22 protein-coding genes, 1 tRNA gene and 1 pseudogene are annotated in these 19,534 nt (G+C 56.4%); 20 read left to right on the top strand and 4 right to left on the bottom strand.

All coding sequences use genetic code 11. The features are described 5' to 3' along the window. The first annotated feature begins 15 nt into the window (after positions 1–15). The 19 genes from U5A05_RS13085 (at position 16) to U5A05_RS12995 (ending at position 17,442) form a co-directional block, all read left to right on the top strand. Positions 16–678 (top strand): HK97 family phage prohead protease, encoded by a 663-nt coding sequence (locus tag U5A05_RS13085; RefSeq protein ID WP_321833232.1) that lies wholly within the window; start codon positions 16–18, stop codon positions 676–678. A 3-nt stretch (positions 679–681) separates the two neighbouring features. After that, a complete protein-coding gene (locus U5A05_RS13080; RefSeq protein WP_019829235.1) occupies positions 682–1,851 on the top strand; it encodes a phage major capsid protein in 1,170 nt (389 codons plus the stop codon). 37 nt (positions 1,852–1,888) lie between these two features. Next, positions 1,889–2,119: a hypothetical protein gene (locus U5A05_RS13075; RefSeq protein WP_321833230.1), complete on the top strand. Its 231-nt coding sequence runs from the start codon at positions 1,889–1,891 to the stop codon at positions 2,117–2,119. Beyond that, on the top strand, positions 2,116–2,448 hold the full coding sequence (locus U5A05_RS13070; RefSeq protein WP_321833229.1) for a head-tail connector protein: 333 nt from the start codon (positions 2,116–2,118) through the stop codon (positions 2,446–2,448). The genes U5A05_RS13075 and U5A05_RS13070 overlap by 4 nt, the downstream gene beginning before the upstream one ends. Further along, on the top strand, positions 2,445–2,780 hold the full coding sequence (locus tag U5A05_RS13065) for a phage head closure protein (RefSeq protein WP_321833227.1): 336 nt from the start codon (positions 2,445–2,447) through the stop codon (positions 2,778–2,780). The genes U5A05_RS13070 and U5A05_RS13065 overlap by 4 nt, the downstream gene beginning before the upstream one ends. Next, positions 2,773–3,246, top strand: a complete 474-nt coding sequence (locus tag U5A05_RS13060; RefSeq protein ID WP_321836509.1) for an HK97-gp10 family putative phage morphogenesis protein — start codon at positions 2,773–2,775, stop codon at positions 3,244–3,246. Before U5A05_RS13065 ends, U5A05_RS13060 begins: the two co-directional genes overlap by 8 nt. Further along, on the top strand, positions 3,246–3,611 hold the full coding sequence (locus U5A05_RS13055; protein WP_321833226.1) for a DUF3168 domain-containing protein: 366 nt from the start codon (positions 3,246–3,248) through the stop codon (positions 3,609–3,611). Before U5A05_RS13060 ends, U5A05_RS13055 begins: the two co-directional genes overlap by 1 nt. Positions 3,612–3,669: 58 nt before the next feature. Then, entirely contained in the window at positions 3,670–4,161 is a 492-nt protein-coding gene (locus U5A05_RS13050) for a phage tail tube protein (RefSeq protein WP_321833224.1), read from the top strand. A gap of 9 nt (positions 4,162–4,170) precedes the next feature. Then, positions 4,171–4,521: a phage tail assembly chaperone family protein, TAC gene (locus U5A05_RS13045; RefSeq protein WP_019822894.1), complete on the top strand. Its 351-nt coding sequence runs from the start codon at positions 4,171–4,173 to the stop codon at positions 4,519–4,521. Between the two features lie 29 nt (positions 4,522–4,550). Next, positions 4,551–4,808, top strand: a complete 258-nt coding sequence (locus tag U5A05_RS13040; protein WP_086797694.1) for a phage tail assembly protein T — start codon at positions 4,551–4,553, stop codon at positions 4,806–4,808. Between the two features lie 124 nt (positions 4,809–4,932). Further along, positions 4,933–5,304, top strand: coding sequence for a hypothetical protein (locus U5A05_RS13035; protein WP_127196279.1), 372 nt, complete (start codon positions 4,933–4,935; stop codon positions 5,302–5,304). A gap of 57 nt (positions 5,305–5,361) precedes the next feature. Next, positions 5,362–8,655: a phage tail tape measure protein gene (locus U5A05_RS13030; protein WP_321833221.1), complete on the top strand. Its 3,294-nt coding sequence runs from the start codon at positions 5,362–5,364 to the stop codon at positions 8,653–8,655. 10 nt (positions 8,656–8,665) lie between these two features. Next, positions 8,666–9,145 (top strand): DUF1833 family protein, encoded by a 480-nt coding sequence (locus tag U5A05_RS13025; RefSeq protein WP_321833219.1) that lies wholly within the window; start codon positions 8,666–8,668, stop codon positions 9,143–9,145. Positions 9,146–9,147: 2 nt separating this feature from the next. Further along, the gene (locus U5A05_RS13020) at positions 9,148–9,582 is read left to right on the top strand and encodes a hypothetical protein (protein ID WP_321833217.1); all 435 of its coding nucleotides are present in this window, start codon (positions 9,148–9,150) and stop codon (positions 9,580–9,582) included. Next, positions 9,521–12,577: a host specificity factor TipJ family phage tail protein gene (locus U5A05_RS13015; RefSeq protein ID WP_321833216.1), complete on the top strand. Its 3,057-nt coding sequence runs from the start codon at positions 9,521–9,523 to the stop codon at positions 12,575–12,577. The genes U5A05_RS13020 and U5A05_RS13015 overlap by 62 nt, the downstream gene beginning before the upstream one ends. Before the next feature lie 17 nt (positions 12,578–12,594). Further along, a complete protein-coding gene (locus U5A05_RS13010) occupies positions 12,595–13,056 on the top strand; it encodes a hypothetical protein (protein ID WP_321833215.1) in 462 nt (153 codons plus the stop codon). Positions 13,057–13,174: 118 nt separating this feature from the next. Continuing rightward, positions 13,175–16,360, top strand: coding sequence for a hypothetical protein (locus U5A05_RS13005; protein WP_321833213.1), 3,186 nt, complete (start codon positions 13,175–13,177; stop codon positions 16,358–16,360). Positions 16,361–16,417: 57 nt separating this feature from the next. Beyond that, positions 16,418–16,951: a glycoside hydrolase family 19 protein gene (locus tag U5A05_RS13000; protein ID WP_321833211.1), complete on the top strand. Its 534-nt coding sequence runs from the start codon at positions 16,418–16,420 to the stop codon at positions 16,949–16,951. Continuing rightward, positions 16,948–17,442: a lysis protein gene (locus U5A05_RS12995; protein ID WP_321833209.1), complete on the top strand. Its 495-nt coding sequence runs from the start codon at positions 16,948–16,950 to the stop codon at positions 17,440–17,442. Before U5A05_RS13000 ends, U5A05_RS12995 begins: the two co-directional genes overlap by 4 nt. Before the next feature lie 420 nt (positions 17,443–17,862). On the opposite strand, the gene U5A05_RS12990 is transcribed toward U5A05_RS12995, so the two are convergent. Further along, a complete protein-coding gene (locus tag U5A05_RS12990) occupies positions 17,863–18,087 on the bottom strand; it encodes a hypothetical protein (RefSeq protein WP_321836560.1) in 225 nt (74 codons plus the stop codon). Here U5A05_RS12990 and U5A05_RS12985 point away from each other — a divergent pair. Further along, a pseudogene (locus U5A05_RS12985) lies at positions 18,070–18,210 on the top strand (lysis protein); the annotation flags it as partial. The gene U5A05_RS12990 and the pseudogene U5A05_RS12985 overlap by 18 nt on opposite strands. 4 nt (positions 18,211–18,214) lie before the next feature. On the opposite strand, the gene U5A05_RS12980 reads toward U5A05_RS12985, so the two are convergent. The 3 genes from U5A05_RS12980 to U5A05_RS12970 form a co-directional block, all read right to left on the bottom strand. Further along, positions 18,215–18,631: a hypothetical protein gene (locus U5A05_RS12980; protein ID WP_321833208.1), complete on the bottom strand. Its 417-nt coding sequence runs from the start codon at positions 18,629–18,631 to the stop codon at positions 18,215–18,217. A gap of 50 nt (positions 18,632–18,681) precedes the next feature. Beyond that, positions 18,682–18,900, bottom strand: coding sequence for a hypothetical protein (locus U5A05_RS12975; protein ID WP_321833207.1), 219 nt, complete (start codon positions 18,898–18,900; stop codon positions 18,682–18,684). 248 nt (positions 18,901–19,148) lie between these two features. Further along, positions 19,149–19,235 (bottom strand) — tRNA-Leu (locus U5A05_RS12970). Positions 19,236–19,534 lie beyond the last annotated feature (299 nt).

Below are 19,534 nucleotides of genomic sequence, written 5' to 3'. Positions count from 1 at the left end.
TTTCTGGAGACTGAAATGCCGAGCATTTGCAAAACACTGGCCTTCGATCAGGCCGCAATCAAGTTTTCCAGCGGCGGCGCCCAGGGCATTTTTGAAGGCTATGCCAGCGTCTTCAGCGTGGTCGATAGCGACGGCGACATTATCGAGCCGGGCGCCTTTGCTGCGGCACTGAAAACCCAATCCCGGGCCGTGGCTATGTTCTTCAACCACCGGCGCAATGAAATCCCGGTGGGCAAGTGGCTGGATTTGTCGGAGGACAGCACGGGCCTGCATGTCCGGGGTGAGCTGACCCCCGGCAACCCGCAGTCGGACGCCCTCAAGGCGGCAATGATCCACGGCACCGTGGGCGGCATGTCGGTGGGGTTCTCGGCGGCCAAAGATGACTGCGCGCCTATTGCGACCGGCTACTCGTTCAAAAACGTCTCCCGGTTGAGCGAAATCAGCATTTGCACCTTCCCCGCGAATGAGCACGCCACGGTATCGGCGCTCAAGAGCATGGACACCATTGAAACCATCCGTGATGCGGAGAACTGGCTGAGAGATTCCGCCGGGCTCTCCAAGTCGGAAGCGTTGGCGTTTATCGCCCGCATCAAGTCCGCAGTTCGGAGCGACTCCGAAGGTGGCGAAATCAACGCGATCCTTGATCGCATCAAGTCCTTCCCATCTGTAGGAAACTAATTCATGTCCGAATTGGCTGATATCCAAAAGGCAATCGAAACCGCGCAAACGAACATGACCCAACTGTTCGATGCGCAGAAAAAAGAGATCGCCGCCACCGGCGAGATCAGCAAAAAACTGCAAACCGACCTGCAGACCGTCCAGGCTGATCTGACCAAATCCAGCACCCGGTTGTTTGATCTGGAGCAGAAACTGGCGGCTGGCAGCCTGGACAACCCTGAGACCAAAAAGTCCTTTGCCGAGCGCACCGCTGAAGACCTCAAGAAGTCTTGGAACGGCTCGACCTCCGGGAAAGTTGACGTGAAGACCTTCAACAAGGCTTTGGGCAGTGGCGCAGGCTCTGCCGGTACGTTGATTCAGGCGCAGCAAAATCCTGGCATCCTGATGCCCGGCCTGCGCCGCCTGACCATCCGTGACCTGTTGGCCCAGGGCCGCACCACGTCCAATGCTATCGAGTACGTTCGTGAAAACGTCTTCGTCAACAGCGCCGCATCGGTGGCCGAAGGCACTCTGAAGCCTGAATCTCAACTGACCTTCACCAAAGAAACCGCCAACGTCAAAACCATCGCGCATTGGATTCAGGCATCGCGCCAGGTGATGGATGACGCGCCGATGCTGGAGTCCTACGTCAACAACCGGCTGCTGTTTGGTTTGGCGCTTGTTGAAGAAGGCCAACTGCTCAACGGTGACGGCACTGGCGACAACCTGATTGGCCTGAACAAGGTGGCCACGGCCTACGATGCAGGCCTGGATGTCGAGGGCGATACCCGCGCCGACCAGATTGCCCATGCGATCTTCCAGACCAGCGAGTCCGAGTTTGAAGCCTCTGGCTTGATCCTTAACCCCCGTGACTGGCACGCCATTGCGCTGCTGAAAGACGCGGATGGCCGTTACATCTTCGGTGGCCCAGCTGCATTTGCGGCGAAGGTCATGTGGGGCCTGCCGGTGGTGGCCACCAAGGCCCAGGCGCTGGGCACCTTCACCGTGGGCGGTTTTGATCTCGCTTCGCAGGTATGGGATCGCATGGACGCCACGGTCGAGGTCAGCAATCAGGACCGCGACAACTTCGTCAAAAACATGCTGACCATCCTATGTGAAGAGCGTTTGGCCCTGGCTCACTACCGTCCAACCGCGATCATCAAAGGCACCTTCACTCCAGCTGCAGGCGGCTGATTATCGAGGCGGGGCAGGCAACTGCCCCGGTACCGCAATGACCAAAATTCGCGCACTGCGTCAGTTTTCGCACTATCACGCTGGCAGCTTCAACCAGTTCGAGGTGCGAGTGGTTAAAGACGAATATGCAGAAGCATTGATCGGAATGGGCTTGGCAGAGGAGGTCCAGGCCGATCCAATCCTGAAGCCAGAGCCAGAGCCAGAGCCAGAGCCAGAGCCAGAGCCCACAACTCCGGTCGACCTTGAGAAGAAAGGCTCGAAAAAATGACCATCACCGTCGCGGATCTGCTGTCGATTGAGCTGATGCGCAAGCACCTGCGGGTCGATCACCAAGAGGACGACGACCTGATCGAGCTGTATGCCGAGTCTGCTTTGGCCTGGGCCTTATGGTTCTGCGACAACCCTGCATTTCTTCAAGCCAGCGATATACCCGCATCATTCAAATCAGCGCTGCTATTGCTGCTTGGCAACTCCTACGCCGTCCGCGAAGCGGTTGTTGTGGGCACTACGGCGGACAAGGTGCCGCTCGGCGTCGAGTCTCTGCTGTGGTCGTCTCGCAACTTCACTGGCCCGGCCAGAAATGAGCCTGAGCCATGAGAGCGGGAGATCTGCGACACCCGGTCGTCATCCAGCTCCAAATCGCACAGCAAGACCCGGCCACAGGCGAGATGGCAACAGCCTGGGTCGATTTTGCGCGAGTCTGGGCTGCTGTCGACCCACTCAGTGCCCGCGACCTGATTGCAGCGCAAGCCAGCCAGTCCCAGGCCAGCGGGCGTATCACCATCCGCTATCGCCCGGGCGTGCTGTCAACCATGCGCATCCTGCATCGCGGGCAAATCTTCACAATCATCGGTCAGCCACTCCCGGACAGAAACTCGGGCCTGGAGTACCTGACCCTTGTTGTCGCTACGGGGGTGAATGATGGCTGACGGAATGCAGTTCAATATCCAAGGGCTCAATGGAGTGGTCGACAAAATGCGCACCCTGGGCCCACGGCTGCAAAAGAAAGGTCTGCGCAAAGCGGCGCGGGCGGCGATGAACATCGTGCGTGACGCCGCGAAAGCCAATGCCAAGGCCATCGATGATCCGGCCACCAAAGAGAAGGTGTTCCGCAACCTCATCACCCAGGAGTCGAGCAAGCAGTCCAAGCGCGAAGGCGGGGTGGTGATGCGGGTCGGCGTGCGCGGCGGTTCGGGCTCCAATCAGCACAGCAAGGACGCCTCCGGCAACCCAGGTGGCGACACCCGGCACTGGCGTTACATCGAGCTCGGTACCGAGCACAACCCGGCGGTGCCGTTTATGCGCCCGGCCTTTTCCAGCAACGTGCAGGCGGTCACCGATCGCTTTGTCGCGGTGCTGAACACTGAAATCAACGTTTTGCTGGGGGCTCGCTGATGTACGCGCCGATATTCGCCGTGTGCGCCGCCGACCCGGCGGTAACGGCCTTGCTGGGCGTTTCGCCCGTGCGCATCTATCCCTTTGGCGAAGCGCCCGGAGGAGTCGCCAAGCCCTATGTGGTGTGGCAAACGGTCGGCGGCAATCCTGAAAATTATCTGGCTCACCGCCCGGACATCGACGGTTACAGTCTGCAAATCGATGTTTATGGGCTCTCCGTGACACAGGCCCGTGACGTTGCCAAAGCCATCAGAAACGCTATTGAACTCAAGGCCAATATTGCGCGCTGGGGCGGCGACTCACACGACCCGGCCACCAAGACTTACCGCTACAGCTTCGATGTGGATTGGTTGGTACCGCGCTAAACCAACACCGCCCCCCCAGCCCGCCTTGAGCGGGTTTTTTCGTTTAAAGGAGACACCCATGTCCGTTCTCACACAGGGCACGCAGGCCTACATCCTCGTGCCGGCTGCGCCCGGTACCGGCCCGCTGACCGTCATGGAGGTGGAGTGCATCACCACCTTTGACCCGGCGGGCTCACCGGCAGACCAGATTGAAGACACCTGCCTCAGCGATAAAGATCGCCGTTACAAGAAGGGTTTGCGCACGCCCGGTCAGGCATCCATTGGCCTCAACGCCGACCCCACCAATGCAAGCCACGTCCGCATGCATCAGCTGTCGGAAGCGGATGGTGAAGACAATATCAAGTGGGCCATTGGTTGGGCCGATGGGGAAGCACCGCCGACCTTGAATGAGGCGGGTGATGACTTTGAGTTCCCGAAAACGCGCACCTGGTGTGCCTTTGAGGGTTATGTGGCCGATTTCCCGTTCTCTTTCGCGGCAAACGCAGTGGTTGCCTCGACCGTTTCCATTCAGCGTTCCGGCGGTCTCGCCTGGATTCGCAAAACAATCTAAGGGCTTTCCATGAACCTCAAGCAACTCAAAGCCAAAGGCGGCATCGTCGACGGCGCGCTGGTTAAAAAAGAAGTCACCTGGGTCCACGCCGACCCGGCCACCGGCAAGGACGTGACTGATAAATTCAACGTGCATATCCGCCGCCAGTCGTTCGGTGTCATCGAACGCCTGTTTGCCCCGGGCGAAGCCGAGCAAAGCCGCAACGCCAAATACATCGCGGCCAGCGTGTTCCTGGGTGAAGAGGGTGCTGAAGCGCTTAGCTACGAAGACGCCTTCAGCCTGGAGTCTTCCCTGGGCTTTGCCATCCTCACCGCAGTCAATGAAGCCAACGGCACCGGGAAGGATCAGGCAAAAAACTAAGCGCCTCCGATGAGTTCTGGCACGAACTGGTGCTGAACCGCATCGGAGGCAGCACCATTGCCGAAGCCAAGGAGCGGCTGACTCACCGCGAAGTGCTGGACTGGATCGCTTACCGGGAAAAGTACGGCACTCTCGATCAAAACCGGCGCCTGGAACGTCATTTTGCGCTGCTAACCCATCTGACCAGCAGGGTAGCTGGCGGGAAAATGGAACTGAGCGATTTCATGGTTTACAGCCAGGCTCAGGCAACGATCAGTCTGGAAGAGGCTATGGCTACGTGGCAGTGAGTGGCATGCGCTTGGGTCCTTTTTTCTCCCGTTTATTCTCTGTGGTAACTCTGGTTAATCCGTAAGCTATGGCCTGCGTCTCATTAGCTGGTGCTATTGTTAAGCCATCAATCAAGGAGGACGTATGGCGACAGTTAAAGTTGAAGCTGGTGATATTGATAAAGGTGCCTGGCAGTATTCAGGCATGTTTGGGACGTCAATTCTGACCCGGGCAAGCACCAAGGATCATCCTTGGAAAGGAGAGACCATCAACCTTGGGCTAGAGCTTGAGAGAACCGAGTTACTCGATGAGGAAAAGGTCAAGAAACTTGCAGGCACAGCCGGCTGGGGTGTGGCAGGGGCCGTTTTGCTGGGCCCGATCGGGGCAATTGGCGGGATGTTGCTTGGCGGCAACAAGAAGGAAGTAGCTTTTGCTGCTTACTTGAAGGATGGCCGAAAATTCATGGCTACAACTGATGGTGGTACATGGAAGAAGTTGATGGCGATCACTTTTTGATTCGTTGTTGAAGTATGGCCCGCTCCGGCGGGTTTTTTTTCGCCTGGAGAAAATTAAATGGCCTCGCGCTCACTTGGAACCCTGACGCTCGATCTCATTGCGCGTATTGGCGGTTTTGAACAGGGAATGGATCGCGCCGCCCGAACGGCAACAAACCGCATGGGCCAAATCGAGCGGTCGACCCAAAGCGCGAGCAGCCAGATTGTCAGCTCGCTTAAATCAATTGGTGTGGCTGCTGTTGGGTACCTGGGCACACGCGAACTTATTGCCTACGCCGAAACATGGACTTCTGTTCAAAACCGGCTCAAGCAAGTGACCGTAAGCCAGCAAGAGCTGGCCAAGGTCTCTCAAGAGGTTTTTGAGGTGGCGCAGCGATCCCAGGCGGCGCTTGAGCCTACGGCAGAGCTCTACCAACGAATCGCTTCGACCACTGGCGCTTTGGGCGTGAGCCAGACGGAAATGATCCGGGTTACTGAGTCCATCAGTAAGGCAATGTCGGCCAGCGGCGTGTCAGCCGGTGCCGCAGCGGGGGCACTGGTCCAGCTTGGGCAAGCCTTTGCTTCTGGCGTATTGCGTGGGCAAGAGCTGAACTCGGTACTCGAGCAAGCGCCCGGGCTGGCCCGCTCAATTGCTGACGGCCTGGGGGTTGCAGTTGGTGACCTGAGAAAACTCGGCGAAACCGGGTCAATTACGTCCGAAAAGCTGTTTCGGGCCATTCTCAGCCAAACCCAGTCCATTGATGATCAGTTTGCCCGGGCGCAAACTACCATCAGCGGTGCATTTACTGTTCTTGAAAACAGCGCCACACGGGCTATCGGTACGCTGGACAACACCTTGGGTGTTTCCCGGGCTTTTGTGACGGCAGTGCTGGATTTATCTGCGGCCCTGGACTCTGGAAAACTTCAAACCTTTACCCGGATTTTGGAAGCCGGACTGCTAGTTGTTTTGGGTAGAACGGCGGGAGCACTGATCAGCAACGCTTATGCAATGGGCGTCAACATCAAGGCATCCTCCGAGCTTGCACTGGCAAATTCTGTTGCCACTGCGGGCGAACTGCGCAGGCTTGAGGCTGTAAAGGCAGGTGTTGTTGCAGATTTGGCGCGGGCGCGAAGTTCTGTTGCCAGCGCTGAAGCCTCGGTAATGGCGTCGCGCCAGGTGCAGACGGCTGCTTTGGCCCGTCTGCAAACTGTTCGCCAGTCATTAGTGGCCGAACTTGAGCTCGAGCAGCAACGCCTGCGTGCGCAAATTTCCGATATTGGCCGGCAACAATCTGTCGCCCGAATGGCTGAACTGCGCTTGGCAGAAACGGCGATCATTCGGCAGCTTACCGCCGCCGAGGCGCAGTTGACGGCAACCACCATTGCCGGTTCTGCGGCCGTCACTGCATCCCTGGCACAACGTACCGTTGCGACTGAAGCGCTTGCCGTGGTCAATGGTCAACTGGCCGTAGCACAAGTGGCCGCAACATCAACAATGGCCGCATGGGCCGCCAGTAGCACTGCTCTTGGCGCAGCTTTTGCGATAGCTGCAAAAGCAGGCCGCACCTTGCTTTCTCTGGCTGCTGGCTGGCCCGGCCTGATTATCACTGTGGGCCTTATCGCCTATTCGTTTTTGGACTTTGGCGACAAAGCTGAAGAAGGTACAAGCAAGGCTGCAAACGCATTTGATGATGCGTCTACGCGCATTCGTCGTGCTGTTAAAGGGATGTTGCCTGATGATCTGGGAAAGCGTTCGTTTGAACAACTGAGCGGTACTCTTGATGGCCTTCAGACGGAGCTAAAAAGCGCAGAGGAGGTGTACGACCGCCTGCAGTCGGGTGCTGACTCGGGTGGCGACGTACCTTTTGCTTTGCCGCTGGACCAGGCAGGCGAGCGGGTAGAGGCGCTCAAAGGTGCCATCCAGAAAACTCAGGCAGAGCTGAATGGTGTGCGATTTGCCAGCGACAAAGCGGGCCAGAGCTATCTGGATAGTCTGAAAAAACAATCTGTCGTCGCAGGTAAGCTGACCGAGGTTGAAAAACTGCGGGCGCAGCTTTCCGCTGGCATTCTCAAGCTGGATCCAGAGTCTGAAAAAGAAGCGCTCAAACACGCTGCTGCGATCGACAAGGTTAATGCCAGTCTCAAAATGCAGAAAGCTGACACCAAGTCGATTTCCGAGGTGCAGAAGAAATTCGCGTCTACGGAAGAGGATTATCAGCGTCAAATCGAGCTGATCAATACCACCACTGATGCGCGTAAAAATGCCGCGGAAGTAGCCAAGCTGCAGTTTGAGATTGAAAGCGGCAAGTTGGTAGGCATCAATGCCCTGCAGCAAAAGCGCCTTGAAGGTCTGGCTGTCGAACTGGACAGCCTGAAACAGCTGAAACAGGCCAATGAAGACGCCGCCAAGCTGGCTGCATTCGGGGCAACCCTGAAAGACACCAATCAAACGATCAGCCAGGGCTTCAAAATTGAACTGTCCGGAGCTGGCTCCGGCGATAAGCTCAAAGAGCGTCTCCAGGCTGATCTGGAAATCCAGCAGGAGCATGACAAGCAGGTCTCTGACCTGTTCAAACAGCGCAATGCCGGCGATATCAGCCAGGAGCTGTACAAGCAGGAAACCGAGCTACTCAGCGAGGCGCTCGCCGAGCGAATGGTGATCCAGCAGGACTATTACAACCAGCTCGATGCCGCCCAGAGTAACTGGATGGATGGTGTAGGCGATGCCTGGAACAACTATCTAGATCAGAGTCGAGATATTTCCGGCCAGACCAAGGACATGTTCACCGATGCCTTCTCTGGCATGAATGACGCGCTGTACAACTTCGTGACCACCGGCAAGCTGTCCTTCTCAGATATGGCCGCGACGTTCGCTAGTTCGGCGCTGAAGATGCTGATTCAGTGGGGTACGGCTCAGGTAGCTATGGCTGCTCTGAACGCCTTCACCTCGACGGCAGCCATTCCTATCGTTGGCCCGTTTGCGGCGCCGGCGGCTGCGGCTTCTGCCCTGGGTGCAGCGGGCAGTTTCATGGGGATGATCGGCTCTGTGGCCGGTATGGCGCACGACGGCATCGATGCGGTACCGGAAACTGGCACCTGGTTGCTGCAAAAGGGTGAGCGGGTTACTACTGCTCAGACCAGTGCAAAGTTGGATCGTACGCTGGAGCAGGTCGCGCAAGGCGGGGCGTCAGGCGGGAAAGGTCTTACCGTAAACCTCATCGAAAACCCAAGCAAAGCAGGTCAGACGGAGCGCGGACGAAACTCCGATGGCACTGAGTATCTGAACCTGTTTGCTGCGCAGATCCGTGCGGGCGGCAACGAAGCATCAGACACGATGGAGTCTGTTTACGGGCTTCGACGTAATGCCGGATAGGGGGTGGTAAATGAATCCAATCGAACAATGCTATGCCTCGGGCGGTGACCAGATCATCAAGACCGTCGAGGCTCGCGGGGAGGGTGAGACAACCTCGATGCTGTTCGCTGAGGGCTTCGATGACTGGGAGTGCGGCACAGAGGATGGCCGCATTCTGGTCTTCTCAGCTATGGCCATGAACGCCGCTCTACCCAAGAGCGACAGCAGCGGGTACCAGAGCCTGAACATCGAACTGGATAACACCAAGGGCGATGTTCAGAAGGTCGTCGAGGCGTACAAGGTGGCCGGGAAGCGGATTCTTATGACCCACCGTGAGTACCTCCTGAGTGATTTGAGTTACCCGACCTCGGTGTATCAGCTCACGGTGCTCGATCGTGAGTACGCCAACAACACGGCCAAGTTTTCTTGTGGATTCTTCGATCTGCTGAACACTGGCTACCCCCGTGACAAGCTGACAACGCTGGTCGCCCCTGGCCTGACGTACATCTAACCATGCTCAAAAAATACTTATCCGCCCCTTACAGGGATGGCGGCCGGGGCCCTGTTGCCTTCGATTGTTGGGGGCTGTGCATTGCGGCGCGCCATCAACTGCTGGGTTTGCCGCTGCTGCCCAGCTTGGGCGCGGTGGGCAAGGATCGCCTGCGCGAGAACACTCACGCTTACAACGACTTGAAGCAGGGCATGGAGGTGTGCTCGCCCGAAGTCGGCGCCATTGCGGCGGTGTTCCGGGGCGCGCTCTGCCTGCACGTCGGTGTAGTGGTTGAGGCCGATGGCCGACTCAAGGTGCTGGACACCAACCCTGGTGGTGCACGACTGCGCACTGTCCGCGAATTTGAAACTGACTTTCCAAGGGTGGTCTTCTACCGTGATCGAATTTTTCCCGAACAAGATGGCCGCCTCGGCGCCGCTGGCCACGTACAAGACTGATCGCCGTATGACGCTGGAACAATGGCTCATCGAGCAGTCTTCCAGTTATCAGCGCATGGAGTCACCGCCCATCAGCATTGCGCTGAATGACGAGTTGATCGATTCGCGGCTGTGGCACAAGGTCAAGTTCAAGCCTTCAGATCATGTACAGATCTGGCGTGAACCCAAAGGGACTGACCCGTTCAGCATCACCTACGCCTTGTTCACGGGCGCGAAAGCAGTGATGAAGATGATGATGCCCAAGATGCCGGGTATGCCTTCGAGCTCGACTGTCCAGGGCAACCCGCTAACAGAGGCCAGCGCCAAGGGCAACAAGGTGAAGCTTGGCGACACCATTCGCCAGATCGCCGGCCACCAGAAGGTCTATCCGTCTTACTTGGCCGAGCCGCGTACCTGGTTTGTGGCGCCGAGGGAGCAGTGGATCGAGATGCTGCTCTATGTCTCGGCGGGCGACTTGGACATTCCACTCACCAAGATCAAGGTGGGTGAAACGCCACTTATCTCGCTAGGAGCTGATGCCAGCGTGGTGATCTACCCGCCAGGCGCAGACGTGTCGGGTGATAGTGCGTCCATGCTTTGGTACAACGTGCCCGAGGTTGGCGCGAGCTCAAGCGGCTCGGCCGGCTTGCAACTGACTGTGTCGAACAGCATCACGCCATCGGCGCGGGCTTCGGCTTACCAGTTCAACGGGGAGACTATTTCGATTCCTGCGGGGGCCGGTTCTTTCCCCGCCGACTGGGCCAGCGGCTTGGTGGTTCGGGCGCTGGCTTACTACGAATACACGGTCGTTGATGGTGGTGCGGGGCGAGATATTGTCCAGGGCCCACTGGCGATGCTCAATCCTGTGGCTGGGATGACAATCGAGGTGGTCGGGGCCAACGGTGGGCTCTACATCGTCAACAGCTATACGCCCTATGCACCTGCAGTACCGCCGAGTGCGGGAACCGCTTCAACGATACGCGGCTCAAGTGCGCCGGAGCGCTACGACTTTGATGTAACGCCGCTGTCGCTCACCATCAGCAGAGGCGAGACGGCATATCCCGTTACTCTGAACACAGCGACAACTGATCTTGCGGGCCTAGTGTCAGCTTTTAATGTTGCCAAGGGGGCTGCGCCATTCATTGCCAGCGTCTCGCTGAGTCGACTGCTGATCACGGAAGCGTCCACTTTTACGGGTCTGCCGTTGACCTCGACGGACACGACCATTTTCGGCGGAAACCCTATTAGCGCTACCGGCACAGCGGCCAGCAGTGGCACGCCCGAGCAGTCTGCGCAGATGACTCTGAACTATGAAGGCGGCTCGCCTGCAAATGGGCTTGCTCTGGGATCTGGGCTGGCGTGCATCGGTCCGAGAGGATTGCGGTACCGCATTACCGCTTTTGGTAGTTCGATCATCGAGGTCGAACGCCTGACTTCGGAGGGCTCTGTAGATGAAGATTGGTCCGGGTTTGACTATCTGGAAAGCGTCAACAGTCTGATCAACCTTGACCCTTCAAGCATGCAGGGCGGGTACCGTGGGCCTTTCGTCTGCAGCCCGGTCGGGGAAAAGGTCACCGCCATCGAGTACTCGGTGTTCGCTGCCAACGGCCTAATCGGTCTTGGTAAGAAAGGGGATATGTACGCTATTTATTCATCCCATCAGTTTGAGTATCGGGACATGGATGTGGCAGGTGCTTGGACCGTACTGCCGAAATCTGTCAGTGGGTTCTCGCGTGATGCTCAAGGCTTTACGTTCCGGCACGAACTGCCGTACCCGATGACCCCGGAATGCCGTATCAAACGCTTGCCCAAGGCGGGCGGCGCAAACTCGGACGAGATCAACGACGATATGATGTGGTACGGCTTGCGCGGCCTGCGCCAGGTACGTCCTGTTAGCTACCCGGGTATGACCGTTATGTCGGTTAAGATCCGGGGCGCGGATCGACTTTCAGCGCAATCGGAAAGCCAAGTCAGTGCAGAGGCTACCCGCATTCTGCCATTGCGCAGCGGCGGCGCTTGGCAAGCGCCTGGAGCTACTCGCGACATCGTGCCGTGGGTACTGAACGTACTGAAGTCGCAGGGCTACACCGACGCCGATATCGATCTTGAAGAGTTCGACCAGCTGCATGCTGACTGCGTAGCGGATGGCCAGTTCTACGATGAGACGATTGATGGATCGAGCACCACCAAAGAGTGCCTGAACAATGCGCTAGCTTGCGGCTGGGCGGAATTGACGATCGCCAATGGCCTGATCAAGCCCGTACGCGATGTGCCGCGCGCAGTGTTCGAGCGCGAGTATGGGCCGAAGACTCAGACGTACTCCCCGCAGAACATGACCGAGATGCTCAAAATCAGCGGACCGCTCAACTCTATCAACGACTTCGATGGCGTGGACGTTGAGTTCTATTCGAGCAAGAGCTGGGCTTGGGAGACTGTCGAGTGTCGCTGGCCAAACGACCTTGGGCTGAAGGTGGAGAAGATCAAGCTGCCCGGGGTTACTGACCGAGATCGTGCTTATCGATGGGGTATGCGCCGACGGGGGCATCAACTGTTCAGATCGGACACCTACACCTGGTCCACCGAACTTTCCGGGCGTAACTCTGGCTACCTGAGCTTTTGTGCGGTGGCCAGCGATACGCCGGGACTTTGCCAGAGCGCCTTGTTGTTAGGCGTACAGCCAATTGTTGGTGGGTTGATTCTTGAATCGTCGGAACCACTGGATTGGTCTGCGGGCGGTGCTCATAAGATTGGCGTCCGGCGCCTTGACGGTACGCTGTCCGGTCCATATCCAGCCACTCAGGTCGATGCCTTTCACGTCATGATTGAGGACCTGGACTTCGTTCCCGACATCAGTTTTACCGTGCAGTTGCCGCACCTCTTGTTTGGCCCGGATAACAAATGGGCTTACCCCGTTCTGGTGACCTCAGCAGACCCATCTAATGGGAATGTCTCTATGAAGGGGATGCCCTATGACGCCCGCGTATACACCTACGACCACGCCACGGCGCCGGACTGATAAAGGATTAGCTAACTATGCTTGCCTACCCTGAAGGCCTGCCAACCCCGCAGCGCGAGGGGTATGGCTTTGATCCTGTCAGCCCTATGACCAGTTCCACGTTTGTCACTGGGCGCACCATTCAGCGCAGGGCTTACACCAGTACGCCGACCGTAGCGACCGTGACCTGGTTGTTGACACCGCCCGAGGCGAGGCTGTTTGAAGGCTGGTGGGAGTACATCCTACTGTCTGGAACGTTGCCGTTTGAATGCCCACTCCTGACACCGCTCGGTTTTGAAAACTACCAGGCGCAGTTCGCCAGCATCTACAGCGGCCCTATTTTGGTTGGTGTGGATATGTGGAAATTCAGCGCCCAGCTCAGGTTATTCAAGCGACCGTTAGTTGAGCGAGATCTGATATTGGAAATTCCGGACTACATCCTCGATGCAGATATCTTCGACAGGGCCATGAATCAGAAGTGGCCTGAGCAGACCGAATAGCGGCGCAGCTACACGCCCTCACGCATATCCGCCGGCAACTCGCCGGAACTATCAACACTCACGACCTAAGCACTGCCTTGATAGCAGTGCCGAAGGCGTGTCTGCGAGAAGCATTAACATGGCCAACAACACCGGCAACCCAATCGGCTCCACGGCGGCAAAAGACTTAAGTGATAACGCCGAGAATCTCGACAAGCTTTTGAATGGAGAGGCGTACGAATACACGGATCGACTTGGCCGTGAGCGGAAAAGCCTGAAGTGGATGGAGGATGCGTCCCTGGCAATTCCTGCGATTGAGGCAGCGCAGCGCTCAGAGCAGCAAGCAGACCGCTCGGAGTCTGAAGCTGGACGCTCTGAGCTAGAAGCAGGTCGATCTGCGTCTGAAGCCGCCCGATCTGAATCTGAGGCTCAGATATCTATCGCGGCAAAGCTTGAGGCTGAGGCGGCTCGCGACACATTCAACCTGAATATCGGCCGGAAAGCCGACATTGCTGAAGGGTTAAGAGACACGGTCCCTGGTCAGTCCTTCACCGTGCTCGCCCCCAGTGACAATGACTACATCATTGAATACAAAAATAACGCGGGCGCAGCCTTGGAGATGAAGCGCTACCCGAGCGCGAACGCCATTGAGTCCACCAGGCTTACGTCGGGGAACATTTTTAGTTCCGTCGCTACTTTTGGGCAGGCATTTAACGGCGGTGTATTGGTCGTCGGCAGCTATGGCCGAAATATCGGCGTTAAAATCCCTGCAGGACAGACAGGTGATAGCTCCTACGTGCGCGTAGAGCTTGGCTTACAGGATCGGATTGCTGAGCTGATCGGGACGAGAATTGCAGTCGATGTTTACTACGACGCAACGTTAAATTTCGTCGCCGACACGCAGATGACCTACTTGGTCATGCAGGTAATGCGCGCGGGTTCAGCTGTAACCGTCATTCCTGAAACCCATAGCCTGACTCAAGTTGGCGCCCTAATTCATAAGTCGCTTACGTACACCATTCAGGCAGGCGATAGTGATGTCTGTCCAGTTCTGCGACCCGGTGTAAGCACGACTGCGGCTGATCGACAAGCCGTTATCAGTTCGGTTTTCTGGAAAGCAGTGAGCCAACCGAAAGGCAACGAAACACTCTCTGACTTTCAGCTGCGCGGCCGACTCGATCCTTTGGCAAAGCAGATTGCGGCTAACACACCGACATCGGGCCAGCGCATGGACGGGAATCTGTACGCCTGGAATGGCGAGGCTCTCGGCGGGTCCGCCCGTATCAATGATGCAAACGGAAACTTTATTGGTCTTAGTATCCCTAGCGGAGCGTCTGGTCGTACCGCTTACGTCTCGCCATTCTTCGCGATTGACGGCGTCAAGCTGGCCGGGACAACAATCCGTGTGACGGCGATGTTCAACGCTACCGCCAACTTCACATCGGACTGTCCGCCAGGTAATACCGTGGCGCAAGTTAAGCGTGGGGCCAGCAGCGTAAACGTAGCTGTCGCCAATCTGCGTGTGTCGCAAGACGGTTCGGTTATCACCAAAACTTTCGACTACGTGATCACTGCTGCTGACATCGCAATCGCCCCGACGTACCAGATTGGCGGTGCTGCAGTAGCTGCAGCCTACCTGCGCTCAATCACAATTGCGTCGATGAAGTTCACCCTTGCAAACTTGCCTGCGGGCCGGGTACCGGCTGATGAACTCATCGCAATTCAGATTAATGCGGCGGTGAGCAAGATCCCAGTGCGCGGCCCTGAGCGCTACATCACCGTTGCTGAATTTGGCGGTGACTTTGCCACGCTGGTAGAGGCCAATGCTGCGTCGGCGAGCGCCAGTCTGACCAACCCAGTCAGAATCATCATGAATCGTGATGAGGACACCTTCAATGTCATCCTCAATGACTACGTGAGTCTTGTTGGTGGTGGGGTTAAGCCCGCAAAAATCCACCACAGAGCGCCGGACGATACTGACCCAGTATTGCTGTCAGGTATTCAAATTCTTTACGTCAACAAGAACCACCGCATTGAGAACGTATGGATAGTAATTGAAAACGGTCGGTACCCGATTCACTGCGAGACAGGTGGTGCTTTCCGTGACGGGTTGATCGAGATTATTAATTGCGTGCTTGAGCACCGAGGGAACAAAGGTGCACAAGCGTATCAAGACAGTCTCCCGGCTGGGGTTAAGGTTTGGGACTCTTTGCATGCTTGGGGTTACGGTGCATCCAGCGGCCAGCACATCATCATGCGCCGCACGAAGCTGATAAGCCCAACATCGGCTTTCTATGTTCACACCAACATCAACTTCAGCAAGCCCGTAGTGATTGAGCTTGATGAAGTCGAGTACGTCACTACGCAGGAGGGCGGTAAGGCTCTATGGATCCAGCCACTTGGTAGTGGTCAGTCCGACTCCTTAACGATGCGCGGCGCCTCGGCCATCGGTGATCTGTATTACTGGCCTAACCCATGGATGCCTAACACCTTGGATTACCAGCCTGCGAACCATTGCGAGATTTCAGTAACTGGCGTGGACACGTCTCCAATGGTCTTTGAAATTTTTGAGTTTGGGCGCGCTCTGAAAATACAGAGCGCCACTGACGGCTTGGATTCTAAGATGGCAGTTAGCGGTGATGCGGTGCCAGTCATTTTCGGCAAAGAGAGCTATTCGCTTGACGGTTGCCCAGGTATTCCGGGTTACGCGTACGGCTGGGCGGATATCTCCGGCGAGAAGGTTGGCTCTCCTTCGGTCGGTAACATCACCAGTCTTGGCAAGCGGCTCGGCAATTGCACTACCGTAAACAAAACCCTGAACGTTCTTATTGATGGCGCGACAAGCCGCACCATCGTATTTAATCAGGACTACACGAATCAGGATAACGCGGCGATCCTGGCTGCGATAAACGCTGTGCTCGGCAGCTTGGCGTCAGCGACGGCCTACAACATTGGTGGTCGCTACCGTCCACTGATCATCGGTGAGGAAGGCAAGGCTAAAAACAATGGCCTGTCAGGCATCCGAATGGGGATGGCCACAGTCTACGATGCGAGCATCCGCAACATTCGCAAGATGACGGCTACGGATGACCCCAGCATGTTTGCCGGTATCACCCTGCAAGACTTCTACCCAGATGAGATTGGGCGTATTAAAACGTCTGGGCACGTCAAGCACACGGACCTGTACGGAATAACTACCGCACTGACTTTCGGTCAGCGGCTGTATGTAGACCCTGCTGAGCCCGGCAAGCTCACAACAGTTGTAGGAGCGAATCCAATCATGCGGGCGGTGCGAACCGATGCAGTGGAAGTAGCGAAGAAGTAAACCGACAAGCCCGGTCTGGTTGCGCCAGAGCGGGCTTTTTATCGCCCGGAGAAAAGTATGCCTATCACCACACAGCAGCTGCAACAGATCCTCCCGAACGCCGGCCAATCAGCCGGCGTTTTTGTATCCGCATTAAACACGGCCATGAACCATTACCAGATTGTTGGCACGAAACGCGTGGCGGCCTTCATCGCCCAGATCGGACATGAGTCTGGCCAGTTCAAGTATGTGAAAGAGATCTGGGGCCCAACCAAAGCGCAGGCTCGTTATGAGGGCAGGGCAGACCTGGGCAATACCGTGGCGGGTGACGGCTCCAAGTATCGCGGGCGCGGCCTGATCCAGATCACTGGTCGCGCCAACTACGCCGCGTGCGGCGAAGCGCTGGGCCTCGACTTGATCAATCACCCTGAGCTGCTGGAGAAGCCGCAACACGCCTGCATGTCTGCAGCATGGTTCTGGGCGAGCAGGGGGCTGAACACCCTGGCCGATGCCGGTAGCTTCAGCAAGATCACTCAGCGCATCAATGGCGGCCAGAATGGTGCCGCAGATCGTCAGGCGCTGTATGCCCGAGCGCTGAAGGTGTTGGCGTGACCCCGGGGCGCTGGCTGGCTCTTGTTGCGCTGGTGGCCATTGCTTGTTTTGCCACATGGAAAGTGGACGCTTGGCGCTACGGGAAGGAGTTGGCTAGCCTAAACGCGGCGCATCAAGCTGATCTGACTGCCATTTCCAGCGCTGCAACCGCTCAGGCGCGCCAGGCGCTAGACAAGCAGCGCGTAGCAGAGCAAGCCCGTGCCGATCTCGATGCCAGAACAACCAAGGAGAAAGCCCATGCACTTGCTGAGAATGAAAAGCTGCGTGCTGATGTTGTCGCTGGTGATCGTAGGCTGCGCATCGCGGGGCGCTGTAGTGCCAGTGGCAGCAATCTGTCCGATACCACCAGCGCCTCCCGCCTGGATGATGGCGGAACCGTCGAACTCGCTGGAGCTGCTGGACGAACTGTTTTCGATATCAGAGCAAGGATCATCAAAGACCGGGCAGCCTTGAAGGGGCTTCAGGAGTATGTGTTGAGGGTGTGCCAATAAGATTTATAAGCAGTCGCGAACAACGCTCTCAAGATAACCTCCTCCAAATACCGACGACAGTGGCATTCGCTGGTACATAGAGACCTTACTGCCCTGAGCGGTTTTGTAGATGTCGAGAATTTCGTCTGCTGCGGCCTTACTTTCGACCACGACTCTATAGTGGCCTCTAGTCTCAGAGATCGTAGTGCTTGGTTTCTCCTTCTGCCATTTATGGAAAACGCATAGCGCGTACTCCTTCGGTAATTTATTGGTTTCCAACGTAATGTTTGGTGAGTTCGGGGTATGGGTGCAGCCCATCAAGGACAATGTGATCACCCCCAACGCTAAAAAAAAGCGCATCAAATCTCTCCTTTCGTGCTGATATCGGCAAGGCTACGCCGCCCTGAGAGGTAAGGCAGGAGCATGTGCGGGGAATGTAGCCTAAATATTAGATAGTTTGCTACCTAATATTTTATCAGGGCTGCTCTGCTGGCTGGCCAGAAAAAGCAAAGCCCCGGAGGTTCGCGACTCCAGGGCTTCTATTTTCGCCTCCATCCCTAAATGTATGGCGAACGTGGCGCCGAGATTATCAGCGATGTATCGATTGTTCACTACTGCTATAGGTGGATTGTGTTCGGTCGGCAGGACGCCGGTGGCGTGGTTCATGGAGACTGTCGAGCCCAACTTAACCAAGCGCATGCTCAACGAATTATCGGAATCACCCACGACGGCGACCAAGGACTGATCGCGTTGCGGGCGTGCCAAAGCTATGTACGCCTCATCAAATGAGTTTCTAGGCTTGCACCGGTATTAGCGCTACAAGGAAATCAGCGCCTTTCGGATAATCGTCTCGGTACTTAGCTACCATATTGTTCTTTTTGAGGTCGAACCAGGGGTCCATCCATCCGTTCGGCGTCTTCAAAATGTAATGCTCATATTTGTAGCGTGACTTCCCTCCGATACAAACGATCGAACCGTCTGGGTGATGCACAGCAGAATCCCAATCAGCAATTACTTTTACGCCTTCGGCCTGTAGGGCGAGTGCTATGTGGTGAAGCTCGAGGCCGTGTGGCTTGGCATTGACCGATCGGCCTTTAATATCCTCTACGAGGTTCTTTGCCTCTCGATAGGTAATCCCCAGAAGCGAGGCTACACAGGCCGCTCCGCAACCCCACTCATCCTCTTGTGACACCAGATCATATTGCTTCACAAATTTATTCCTAATAGCTAGTCAATATTATAGTGATGTGTAGTGGTCAATTAATCCCGGACAATCTTTCCAGCTTTTACTTCGTCCGCCAGCATCGTCAGCCGATCCACGTGTTCATGAAGCTTTGCGATTTTTGCCATAGCCATCAGGAACTCGGGTTCAGCATAGCCTTTAGCTTCCCGGAACAGATCTTGCGCGGCTTCATCGAGAGCGAAGGCTGCGGCTTTCAGATTCCTGCGTAGCTCTTGGTTGGGCTTGGTGAGAGGCATTGTCTACGGTTCCCGTGATGTCGCAATCAATCCAGTATCACTAAAAACCATAGGTGAACTCAAGGTGCGGCATGCAGCTGCGAGTGTCGGGTACGAGGTGTTTGGCAGTGGTATGAGCTTGGGGGTTTGTGCTTTGGCAGGACGCCAGGGGAAGGGCGAAAATGAGGAATTGCGGAGCGGTCTGAATTTTTGCGGTGCAAAAAACAAATGGCCTGCACGAAGAATCTCATGCAAGCCCTTGATTTGTTTGGTGCCCGAAGCCGGAATCGAACCGGCACGCCCTTACGAGCGGGGGATTTTAAGTCCCATGCGTCTACCAATTTCGCCATTCGGGCGGTAGCGCTGTAAAGCGGGTCAGGAAGGAAGGTGCTTTAACCAGTAAAGTACTCAGTGCCTGCGTGACAGGTGGACGAATATATAGAGCCTGCGCCGATGAGGCAAGTTCGATAGCGGTCATTTGTACACATTTTTTTGCTCGGTGACGGGATAAAACCGTCGAAAAATCATAGATATATGGAACGGACTTGGTTTAATCCCGGTAAATCGACCGTTTCGTGGGAGTCATGTCCATTGCTGTTTCGGCTTATGTTGCCGGGCTGGGCTAGGATGCTTGCACGACTGTTACAGAAGTGGG

This window comes from Pseudomonas kulmbachensis (assembly GCF_963681935.1).
Lineage (GTDB): Bacteria > Pseudomonadota > Gammaproteobacteria > Pseudomonadales > Pseudomonadaceae > Aquipseudomonas > Aquipseudomonas kulmbachensis.
This window is presented reverse-complemented; position numbering and strand designations above follow the sequence as displayed.

Excerpts from the sequence above, each read along its gene's own strand:
- U5A05_RS13050 (WP_321833224.1), top strand. The coding sequence starts at position 3,670 with ATGTCCGTTCTCACACAGGGCACGCAGGCCTACATCCTCGTGCCGGCT.
- U5A05_RS13020 (WP_321833217.1), top strand. The coding sequence starts at position 9,148 with ATGCTCAAAAAATACTTATCCGCCCCTTACAGGGATGGCGGCCGGGGC.
- U5A05_RS12975 (WP_321833207.1), bottom strand. The coding sequence starts at position 18,900 with ATGCCTCTCACCAAGCCCAACCAAGAGCTACGCAGGAATCTGAAAGCC.
- U5A05_RS13085 (WP_321833232.1), top strand. The coding sequence starts at position 16 with ATGCCGAGCATTTGCAAAACACTGGCCTTCGATCAGGCCGCAATCAAG.
- U5A05_RS13060 (WP_321836509.1), top strand. The coding sequence starts at position 2,773 with ATGGCTGACGGAATGCAGTTCAATATCCAAGGGCTCAATGGAGTGGTC.
- U5A05_RS13000 (WP_321833211.1), top strand. The coding sequence starts at position 16,418 with ATGCCTATCACCACACAGCAGCTGCAACAGATCCTCCCGAACGCCGGC.
- U5A05_RS13045 (WP_019822894.1), top strand. The coding sequence starts at position 4,171 with ATGAACCTCAAGCAACTCAAAGCCAAAGGCGGCATCGTCGACGGCGCG.
- U5A05_RS13010 (WP_321833215.1), top strand. The coding sequence starts at position 12,595 with ATGCTTGCCTACCCTGAAGGCCTGCCAACCCCGCAGCGCGAGGGGTAT.
- U5A05_RS13025 (WP_321833219.1), top strand. The coding sequence starts at position 8,666 with ATGAATCCAATCGAACAATGCTATGCCTCGGGCGGTGACCAGATCATC.
- U5A05_RS13055 (WP_321833226.1), top strand. The coding sequence starts at position 3,246 with ATGTACGCGCCGATATTCGCCGTGTGCGCCGCCGACCCGGCGGTAACG.
- U5A05_RS12990 (WP_321836560.1), bottom strand. The coding sequence starts at position 18,087 with ATGAACCACGCCACCGGCGTCCTGCCGACCGAACACAATCCACCTATA.
- U5A05_RS13005 (WP_321833213.1), top strand. The coding sequence starts at position 13,175 with ATGGCCAACAACACCGGCAACCCAATCGGCTCCACGGCGGCAAAAGAC.
- U5A05_RS13070 (WP_321833229.1), top strand. The coding sequence starts at position 2,116 with ATGACCATCACCGTCGCGGATCTGCTGTCGATTGAGCTGATGCGCAAG.
- U5A05_RS13080 (WP_019829235.1), top strand. The coding sequence starts at position 682 with ATGTCCGAATTGGCTGATATCCAAAAGGCAATCGAAACCGCGCAAACG.
- U5A05_RS13065 (WP_321833227.1), top strand. The coding sequence starts at position 2,445 with ATGAGAGCGGGAGATCTGCGACACCCGGTCGTCATCCAGCTCCAAATC.
- U5A05_RS13030 (WP_321833221.1), top strand. The coding sequence starts at position 5,362 with ATGGCCTCGCGCTCACTTGGAACCCTGACGCTCGATCTCATTGCGCGT.
- U5A05_RS13035 (WP_127196279.1), top strand. The coding sequence starts at position 4,933 with ATGGCGACAGTTAAAGTTGAAGCTGGTGATATTGATAAAGGTGCCTGG.
- U5A05_RS13075 (WP_321833230.1), top strand. The coding sequence starts at position 1,889 with ATGACCAAAATTCGCGCACTGCGTCAGTTTTCGCACTATCACGCTGGC.